Genomic DNA, 9,847 nt, shown 5'->3' on the forward strand with positions numbered 1-9,847 from the left:
CATCTGGAGGGTAACAATTGACCAGATCGAACGCTGAGTTGATCGCAGATCGCGCCCGACTGCTGGGTCCGAATGTCTCTACATTTTATGACAACCCAGTTCACATCGTGAAGGGCGAGGGTGTTTGGCTGTGGGACGCCGACGGGCGCAAGTATCTGGATTGCTACAACAATGTGCCACATGTTGGGCATTGCAACCCGCGCGTGGTCGATGCGATTTGTCGTCAGGCCAACACGCTGAACACTCATACGCGATATCTTCATGACGGCATTCTCGACTATGTCGAAAAGCTGACCAGCACCGTGGATGACCATCTGGATACCGCCATTCTGACCTGCACTGGTTCCGAGGCCAACGATATTGCCCTGCGAATGGCCGAAAGTATGACCGGCAAGCGTGGAATCATCGCAACGGATGCGACTTATCATGGCAATACCTCACTCGTCAGCCAGCTTAGCAAATCAAACGTTCCGACGGTTGGGTTTGGCCTTGGTCAATTTTTTCGTTTTGTCGGTGCGCCAGACAGCTATCGCAACCCTGATCCCGAGGGGATGAGATTTGCAGAATCTGTAGCTGAGCAGATTGCCGAGCATGAAAAATCAGGTATCGGGTTTGCCGCATTGGTTGTCTGCCCGTATTTTCTGAACGAAGGTTTCCCGGATAATCCGGACGGTTGGCTGAAGCCTACTGCCGAGGTTGTGCGTAAGGCGGGTGGACTGCTGATTTGCGACGAAGTTCAATCCGGGTTTGGTCGTACAGGCACGCATATGTGGGCGCATCAGAAGATGGGCGTGGTGCCGGATGTCATGACATTGGGTAAACCGATGGGGAATGGCCATCCGATCGGAGGGGTTGTCACCAACTCGGAAATCCTGGGAACATTCAGAAAAGGTTATCGCTATTTCAATACGTTCGGGGGCAACCCGGTCTCTTGCGCTGCAGCCATTGCCGTATTGGAAGAAATCGAGGACAAGCACCTGCTTGAAAACGCCAGAAAAGTCGGCGCGCACGCTCGTATGAGGATAACTCGATTAGCGAAAAAGCATGAGTTCATTGGTGATGTACGCGGTTCAGGTCTGATTTTCGGCGCCGAGATGGTACTGGATCGGGAAACGAAGCAACCCGCCAGTGCATTCACAGATCGAGTAATCAATGGCATGCGGGAACGGGGCGTCATTCACTCAAAGCTGGGGCGTCACAAGAACACACTGAAGATACGTCCACCGATGCCGTTCTCGATCGAGAACGCAGATCTTTTATTTGATACGCTGGACGAAGTTCTGGCCAAAACTCCGCTAGACGCGTGAATTTGGCGGTTAATCAGGCGTTGGAGCTATGGGGGATGCAGGATGCATCTTACCATTTGATCGCGGCCCGCGAAAATCAGGTCTTCCGCGTCGATATCAATGGTTCCTCTTATGCGCTGCGATTGCATCGAGCGGGGTATCGTACCAATGAGGAATTGCGATCGGAACTTCAGTGGATGGATGCGGTATCGCGCGGCGGATTACATGTGCCAGCACCGATTGCCACGGCGTCAGGAGATTTTCTGCATATCGCTGATGGGGTCCAAATTGACGTTTTGTCCTGGCTGAACGGTGCGCCAATGGGCGCAACGGGTCAGCCGCTGGAGACAAAAGACCGAACCTCACTATTCCTAGGCATCGGGCGTGAAATGGCACGGTTGCATCACGTTTCGGACAGGTGGGTGTTGCCTGACGATTTTGACAGATGTTCCTGGGATCGGAATGGTCTGCTGGGGAGTAACCCGTTGTGGGGCAGATTCTGGGAAAACCCGACTTTGTCTGCCGATGACCGCGAAATGTTTGAGGCTTTGCGCGGAAAGATGGCGACCGAATTGACCCAACTGGAAGATACGTTGGACTACGGTCTGATCCATGCGGATTTGGTGCGCGAAAACATTCTGGTTGATGGAGATCGTCTTCAACTCATTGATTTTGACGACAGCGGCTTTGGGTTTCGCCTGTTTGATCTGGCTACGACATTACTCAAGAATTTGCAGGAGCCAGACTATCCTGAATTAAAAGAGGCTTTGCTTGCGGGTTACCGGTCTGAACGACCCCTGGATGACAGCGCGCTTGATCTCTTTTTATTGCTGCGTGCGGCGACCTACGTGGGTTGGGTAATCGACAAACTGTCGGAAGAAGGCTCTGAACTCCGAAATCAGAGATTCATTGATACAACACGCAAGCTTGCGCTTCGATATCTGGGTTAGGGGTGCTTTGTGCACCGACATATTGAGTGATCAACTACCATAAAACCGCCCAGAGGGCCATCAATCCTCAAGTCGCTTACCGGTATCCGGATCAAACAGGTGCATTTGCTCGGGGGCGACCGAGAACCTTACCGCAGGATGCCGCCCTTCGATTGGGTGTACGCCGGGGAGGCTTGCTGTGATCACATTATGGCTGCCTGTCAGGCGACCGTGTAGCAGCGTATTTGCGCCCAAAGGTTCAGCCATCTGAATTGCGGCTTCCAGCGGGCCATTTTCATCCATTGACAGGTGTTCTGGCCGGATTCCCAGTTTTACCGAGGTATCTGGGCCTTGAGATGGACCAATTTCCACGTCTTCAATTTTGATCACTCCACCTACACGCCGCGCGTCAAAGATATTCATCGCGGGACTGCCGATGAATTGAGCCGCAAACAGGGTTTTTGGGGATTCATAGACATCCAGAGGTGTACCAATTTGCTCGGCGATCCCGCCGTTCATTACGATCATTCTGTCTGCCATCGTCATGGCTTCGACCTGATCATGTGTGACATACAGGGACGTAATCCCCAGCTTTTCCTGAAGCTCGCGGATCTCCAGGCGCATTTGAACGCGTAGTTTCGCATCAAGGTTCGAAAGCGGTTCATCAAAAAGAAACACTGCTGGTTCACGAACGATGGCGCGTCCCATTGCAACCCGCTGCCGCTGCCCGCCCGACAACTGTCTGGGCTTTCGGTCTAGCAAGGGTTCCAATTGCAACAGCTTTGCTGCTTCGGTCACCTTTTGATCGATCTCCGCCTTAGGTAACCCGGCAATTTTTAGTCCATATCCCATGTTCTGGCGTACAGACATATGCGGGTATAGCGCATAGTTTTGGAATACCATCGCGATATCCCGATCCATCGGTTCTTTATCATTTGCCCGCTCGTCTCCGATGCGGATTTCACCCGAAGTCACGGTTTCAAGACCTGCCACCATGCGCAAAAGCGTGGATTTGCCGCATCCTGAAGGCCCGACGATAACGATGAATTCTCCGTCTGCGATATCAATGTCGATACCATGAATGACGTCTGTGGGGCCAAAGCTCTTTTTGACGTTTTCTAGGGTTACAGTTGCCATTTCTTACTTCTCGCTATCGACAAGGCCGCGAACAAACAGTTTTTGCATCGACACCACCACAATAACCGGCGGGATCATGGCCAGTATCGAAGTTGCCATGATGACGGGCCATTCGGCCACATCATCGCCGGATGGGAACATCTGTTTGATGCCCATCACAATGGTATTCATCTCGGGATCCGTGGTGATGAGCAACGGCCATAAGTATTGGTTCCAGCCATAAATGAAGAGAATGACGAACAAGGCCGCGATGTTGGTTCTGCTCATCGGCACTACAATGTCGACAAAAAACCGCATCGGCCGCGCACCGTCTACCCGCGCCGCTTCAGCAAGTTCATCCGGGATTGTCAGAAAGAACTGCCGGAACAGGAAAGTGGCAGTGGCTGAGGCGATCAATGGGAAAATCAGCCCGTAATAGCTGTTTAGCATACCAAAACCGGCCACAACTTCGAATGTTGGAACAATCCGCACTTCGACAGGTAACATCAGTGTCAGAAAGATCAGCCAGAAGAAGGTCGTTCGCCCCGGGAAGCGGAAGTAGACGATCGCAAAGGCCGACAGAAGTGAGATCACAATCTTGCCAACGGCAATACCGATTGCCATCACAAGGCTGTTGAACAGCATGGTAGCGACAGGCACGTTTACTCCGGCAAAAAGGGCTGCTCGGTAGTTCTCCCAAAATTGATCACCCGGCCAGATCGGCATAGGGGGAGAGACGATTTCAGGCTGGGATACTGTTGAGGCAACAAAAGCCAGCCAGATCGGAAAGAATATGATCAGGACGCCCAGTACCATAAAGGCGTGGGTTAGCCAGATACCCGCACCTCGTTTCTCGACCATTCCGTGTTGTTGGGCCGCCATCAGTAATGCACCCTTTTTTCGACGTATTTGAACTGGATCACCGTTAGCAAACCAACCACGATCAACAGGATGACGGATTGTGCCGACGAAGACCCAAGATCTTGCCCGACGAACCCATCGGAAAACACCTTGTAGACCAGGATCGTTGTGGCTTGTTGCGGACCACCTCCGGTGATTGTGTGGATAACACCGAATGTTTCAAAAAACGCATAGACGACGTTGACCACCAGCAAAAAGAAGGCCGTTGGCGACAGCAGTGGCAAAACAATTGTGAAGAACCGGCGCCAGAAATGCGCCCCATCGATTGCGGCTGCCTCGATGACTGACTTTGGCACGGATTGCAGCGCCGCAAAGAAAAACAAAAAGTTATAACTGATGCGCCCCCACGCGGATGCGACAACGACCAGCCCCATTGCTTCGGCGTCATTCAGAACGTGGTTCCAATCATAGCCGAGTTGTCCAAGATACCAGGAAACAACTCCGACGCGTGTGTTGAACATGAAAAGCCAAAGCACACCAGCAACAGCTGGTGCGACTGCGTAGGGCCAGATTAACAAGGTACGGTAAACACCCGAGCCTTTGATCAACCTGTCGGCAATGACTGCAAGAAAAAGTGCCGGAATCATCGAGCACAAGGTGACAAGCGTCGAAAAGATCGCCGTTGTTAAGAAGGATGCACGATAGAATTTGTCGCTGAGAAGGAATTCAAAGTTGCCGAGCCCGACGAATTGAGATGACAGCCCGAACGGGTCAGGAATAAACAGCGACTGCCAGATTGCCTGCGCCGCTGGATAGAAGAAAAATATGGCAGAGACGATCACCTGAGGTGCGATCAGAAGCAGGGGCAGCAACCAGCCCCGAAAGGTGACGCGTTTTTCCAATTTAGTGTCCCACCAAAAAAGAAATGCGGGCCGTTAAAGGCCCGCATGATATCATTTTTATTGATTGGCTGATTCAAACCGGCGCAACAACGCGTCGCCACGTTCCTTGGCGCTGTCCATCGCTTCCTGAGCCGTTTTGTCACCAGACCAGATGGCCTCGAGCTCTTCGTCAATGATTCCGCGAATCTGGTCGAATGACCCCAAACGCAGACCTTTTGAGTTTGCGGTTGGTTCTTTCGCAGTCATCTGGATAACCGCGATATCTGTGCCGGGATTGTCTTCATAGAATCCTGCCGCGCGGGTTGCATCTCCCGCTTCAGCAGTAATCGGAAGATAGCCGGTATTCTGGTGCCAATTGGCCTGTACATCTGACGATGACAGGAAGCTCAGGAACTCTCCAACTCCTTTGTAGGCTTCGGGGTCGTGCCCTTCCATCACCCACAGGGAGGCACCACCGATAATGGTGTTCTGAGGTTCGGCTGTGACACCTTCCCAATAGGGTAGGGGCCGTACGTCAAAATCGAACTCAGCTTCCGAGCTGATGCCCGCGTAGCCTGCCGAGCTTTCTGTGAACAAGGCGCATTCTCCGGCCCGGAAGTTGGCTCCACCTTCGTTTCTTCGACCGGTGTAGATGAACTTACCGTCCTTGGCCCAATCACCCATTGCGCTTAGGTGGGCCACTTGCACCGGGCCATTCAGCATCAATTCGGTGTCCAGACCGGCGAAACCATTATCTTTCGATGCAAATGGTACATCGTGATAGGCTGACATGTTTTCCAGGTGAACCCAGCTTTGCCAAGCAGTGACAAGCGGACATTCTTCACCGCCTGCCTTTAATTGATCAAGAACCTCGCCAACTTTTTCCCAAGTGGAAAGATCGGTATCAGGATCGACTCCCGCTGCCTCCATCGCATCGCGATTGACCCAAAGAACGGGTGTGGAAGAGTTGAAGGGCAATGACAACATGTCGCCATCGGTAGTGGTATAATACCCTTTTACAGCGCCGATATACGCGTCGGGATCGAATGACGCGCCACTTTCGGCCATCACTTCATAGACTGGTTTGATGGCGCCTTCAGCCGACATCATTGTCGCGGTGCCAACTTCGAATACCATCAGAATGTGGGGCTGTTCGCCAGCGCGGAACGCGGCGATACCTGCATTCAGCGTTTCCGAGTAATTACCTTTGTGGCTTTCAACCACGACAAACTCGTCCTGGCTGGCGTTGAATTCTTCAACCTGGGCTTTCACCAGATCACCAAGACGGCCGGTAAAGGCGTGCCAGAACTGGACTTCGGTTTGAGCCATTGCCGCTACAGGGGACAAGGCAGTTGCTACGGCGAGAGCGCCGAAAAATCTCTTTTTCATGATTCCTCCCATGCATCAGGTTCGATGCTTCGTTGAATACCGACCGCTACGGGTAAACGGCACACATGACGATTTCACGACGTTAGCGTTACAGAAATATAATTCAAGACCTTAGTATTGATAAAAAAATAACACGGCATTATATTCGTGAGCGAAAAATTGGGAAATACTAGTTCAAACATGCGGCAAACCCTGAGAATCAGACAGCTTGAAGCCCTTATGGCAGTGACGACCAATGGATCGATCACTTCTGCAGCCACTGATCTTGGGGTCAGTCAGCCAGCTGTGAGCCGATTAATATCTGATCTGGAGAAGTCACTTGGGTTTCAGCTTTTTGATCGTCGCGAGGGGCGGTTAGTGCCGACTCAGGAAGTTCGGTATTTGCAGCCCAGCGTAGAGCGTGTTCTGGAACTGATGAAGCAGATCACCGACGTCAGTCAGGACATCACGCAACGAAAGGCGGGACATATTCGCGTCGCTTGCCTGCCCGGATTTGCAACCAGCCACCTGCCACAAGTTGTCGCCGAATTTCTGAAAGACCGCCCCGGCGTCACCATGACAATCGAGCCGGATCGGCCCGAGCGCATTCTAGAATGGATGATCGGTGAGCAATATGATTTTGGGATCACCGACAGTTTTATCAGCCACCCTGCCGTGCAAAATACAGATGTGCACTTACGCACGGTTTGTGTATTTCCGAGCGGTCACGAGTTGGAAAGCGTTTCGGAAGTTACACCCAAAGAGCTTGAGAACGAGAAAGTCATTCACACCCGCCGTGATAGCGACTTTTTTGCGCGCCTATCGAAAGCGTTCCAAAGCGCAAATATCTCACTGAACTCTCACATCGAGGTCAGGCAATTTACAGCAGCTTGTGAACTCGCCTTAAGAGGCGTGGGAGTCTCAGTAGTGAGCGAACTGGATGCGGTTCAATATGCCCATCTTGGACTGTGCTACAGGCCATTCGTACCGGTGTTACCTCATACACTTTCCTTAGTGCGCCCCATATTGAAACAACCATCTTTGGTAACTTTGGAATTTATTGAACAGTTCAGCGAAAGCTTGAACCCGTTTCGCGTCAAATCGATTATGCGCTGATCGCTAAGCGCTTTTAATTCTGGGGTGTTCGTCGATTTGCCATGTAACTGCCTGCGCTTCATCAGGTTTGGTCTGGCTGATGCCACAAAATAAATTCCAAGTTGAGACCTTGATGAGCTTTACGCTCATAGGGTTTGTCGGCACAGTATCGTCAATCTTAACCATAGTTCGATGCTTGATCGGCTTAGGTGATCTTTATTCATCTTTGTTACAATCGCCATCTACAAAGCGTTTCGAACATATTTCCAGGAAGGTGTGATATGCCCTTTTCCAGCAGTAAGCTCTCTCGCCGTAAGTTTCTTGCCACAACGACAGCCAGTGCAGCTGCGATTACTCTGCATCCGTTCTCTGCGTCTGCTGCCAACAATCAGGCTCATCTGAGGATCATGGAAACAACAGACATCCATGTGCATGTTTTCCCTTATGATTACTATGCAGATAAACCACGGGACACCGTGGGCCTGTCACGTACGGCATCTATTATCAACGGCATCCGATCAGAGGCGACTAACTCGCTTCTTGTTGACAATGGCGACTTTCTGCAGGGCAATCCGATGGGTGACTATATAGCCTATGAGCGTGGAATGAAGGCGGGTGACAGCCACCCGATTATCACTGCATTCAACACGGTCGGCTATGATGCCGCCACCTTGGGCAACCACGAGTTCAACTATGGTCTGGAGTTTCTTGATAAAGCGCTTGCTGGGGCCGACTTCCCAGTGGTTCTGGCCAATATTGCCAAGAAAAAAGGGGCCAGCCCGCGCGCTGACGAAACTCTGGTGAAGCCCTATGCCATTCTTGATCGTGAGATTGAACTGGGGGACGGCTCCAAACATCCGATCAAGATCGGCGTCATCGGCTTCACTCCGCCGCAGGTCATGAATTGGGATCGCAAACACCTTGAAGGCAATGTCGAAGCCCGCGATATCGTCGAGACAGCGCAGGCTTACGTACCCGAGATGAAAGAGCAAGGCTGTGATCTGATCATAGCACTTTCGCATTCAGGTATAGGTGAGGCCGATCATTCGGAAGGAATGGAGAATGCCTCGGTCGTTCTTGCCGGTGTTGACGGTATTGATGCCTTGGTCACCGGGCACAACCATCTGGTCTTCCCATCTCCAACATTTGCGGACCGTCCCGGTATTGACGTGGAAACCGGAACTTTGATGGGTAAGCCCGCCGTCATGGGTGGATTCTGGGGATCGCATCTTGGCCTGCTTGATCTGTTGCTGGAACGAGATGGTAGCGCCTGGCGTGTGGTCACCACCACTTCCGAGGCGCGGCCGATATCCAAACGCAACGAAGATCGGTCAATAACTGCGCTGGTCGGAGATGATCAAAAGGTTCTCGACTCGGTGGCGAAAGATCACGACGAAACGTTGGCCTACGTCCGCCGCGCTGTGGGTAAGACTTCGGCCCCATTGCACAGCTATTTCGCATTGGTTGCCGATGATCCGTCTGTGCAGATCGTTTCGATCGCGCAGAAATGGTATGTCGAAGAGATGATGAAAGGCACCGAGCACGAGGGTCTGCCAATCCTTTCGGCAGCGGCGCCATTCAAGGCTGGCGGCCGTGGCGGCCCGGAATACTACACTGATGTTCCCGTCGGTGACGTTGCAATCAAGAACGTGGCCGATCTTTATCTTTACCCAAACACAGTTCGTGCCGTACGGGTAAACGGGGCGCAGGTTCGAGGCTGGCTGGAACGGTCAGCGGGCATGTTCAATCAGGTTGAGGAAGGTTCCGAAGACGCGATCCTGCTGAACCCGGAATTCCCATCATATAATTTTGATGTGATGGACGGTGTGACCTATCAGATCGACCTTTCACAGCCGTCCCGCTTTGGTCCAAAAGGCGAAGAACTTAATCCAGATGCAGCCCGGATCGTGAACCTTGCCTTTAATGGTGCACCGGTCACGGATGACATGGAGTTCATTATCGCCACCAATAACTACCGAGCATCGGGCGGCGGCTCTTTCCCCGGCGCAAAGGGTGACACAGTTGTTTTTGAAGCCCCAGACACCAACCGGGATGTCATTGTCCGCTATATTGTCGAGCAGGGTACAATTGATCCTAAAGCAGATGCCAACTGGTCATTTGCGCCGCTCACCGACACGACGGTATTGTTTGAAACCGGGCCAAAAGCGCGGGACTACATGAATGATGTCAAAGGTGTTGTCATTGAAGATGCGGGAGAAGGTACAGATGGCTTTGCAGCGTTCCGCATTAAGCTCTGACCTGTACGAGATAAAAAAACCCGCCGGTAGTCTGGCGGGTTTTTGTTTGTGTA

8 protein-coding genes are annotated in these 9,847 nt (G+C 52.1%); 4 read left to right on the forward strand and 4 right to left on the reverse strand.

The window, feature by feature from the left end:
- The first annotated feature begins 17 nt into the window (after positions 1 to 17).
- On the forward strand, positions 18 to 1,307 hold the full coding sequence (locus tag G7G_RS0121165; RefSeq protein ID WP_010443480.1) for an aspartate aminotransferase family protein: 1,290 nt from the start codon (positions 18 to 20) through the stop codon (positions 1,305 to 1,307).
- A 35-nt stretch (positions 1,308 to 1,342) separates the two neighbouring features.
- The gene (locus tag G7G_RS0121170) at positions 1,343 to 2,236 is read left to right on the forward strand and encodes a phosphotransferase enzyme family protein (protein WP_010443481.1); all 894 of its coding nucleotides are present in this window, start codon (positions 1,343 to 1,345) and stop codon (positions 2,234 to 2,236) included.
- A 60-nt stretch (positions 2,237 to 2,296) separates the two neighbouring features.
- On the opposite strand, the gene G7G_RS0121175 is transcribed toward G7G_RS0121170, so the two are convergent.
- The 4 genes from G7G_RS0121175 to ugpB are packed head-to-tail and all read right to left on the reverse strand — an operon-like array spanning position 2,297 to position 6,462.
- Positions 2,297 to 3,352, reverse strand: coding sequence for a sn-glycerol-3-phosphate import ATP-binding protein UgpC (locus G7G_RS0121175; RefSeq protein WP_010443482.1), 1,056 nt, complete (start codon positions 3,350 to 3,352; stop codon positions 2,297 to 2,299).
- 3 nt (positions 3,353 to 3,355) lie between these two features.
- Complete coding sequence (gene ugpE, locus G7G_RS0121180; protein WP_010443483.1) at positions 3,356 to 4,192, reverse strand: sn-glycerol-3-phosphate ABC transporter permease UgpE; 837 nt, start codon at positions 4,190 to 4,192, stop codon at positions 3,356 to 3,358.
- 20 nt (positions 4,193 to 4,212) lie between these two features.
- Positions 4,213 to 5,094: a sn-glycerol-3-phosphate ABC transporter permease UgpA gene (gene ugpA, locus G7G_RS0121185; protein WP_010443484.1), complete on the reverse strand. Its 882-nt coding sequence runs from the start codon at positions 5,092 to 5,094 to the stop codon at positions 4,213 to 4,215.
- Between the two features lie 57 nt (positions 5,095 to 5,151).
- A complete protein-coding gene (gene ugpB, locus G7G_RS0121190; RefSeq protein WP_010443485.1) occupies positions 5,152 to 6,462 on the reverse strand; it encodes a sn-glycerol-3-phosphate ABC transporter substrate-binding protein UgpB in 1,311 nt (436 codons plus the stop codon).
- A 180-nt stretch (positions 6,463 to 6,642) separates the two neighbouring features.
- Between ugpB and G7G_RS0121195 the strand changes: the two genes are divergently transcribed.
- Both G7G_RS0121195 and G7G_RS0121200 read left to right on the forward strand, forming a co-directional pair.
- Complete coding sequence (locus tag G7G_RS0121195; protein WP_029622250.1) at positions 6,643 to 7,557, forward strand: LysR substrate-binding domain-containing protein; 915 nt, start codon at positions 6,643 to 6,645, stop codon at positions 7,555 to 7,557.
- Positions 7,558 to 7,817: 260 nt separating this feature from the next.
- Complete coding sequence (locus G7G_RS0121200; RefSeq protein WP_010443487.1) at positions 7,818 to 9,794, forward strand: bifunctional 2',3'-cyclic-nucleotide 2'-phosphodiesterase/3'-nucleotidase; 1,977 nt, start codon at positions 7,818 to 7,820, stop codon at positions 9,792 to 9,794.
- The last annotated feature ends 53 nt before the right edge of the window (positions 9,795 to 9,847 follow it).

It is taken from the genome of Ruegeria conchae (assembly GCF_000192475.1).
In the GTDB taxonomy this organism is placed as follows: domain Bacteria; phylum Pseudomonadota; class Alphaproteobacteria; order Rhodobacterales; family Rhodobacteraceae; genus Ruegeria; species Ruegeria conchae.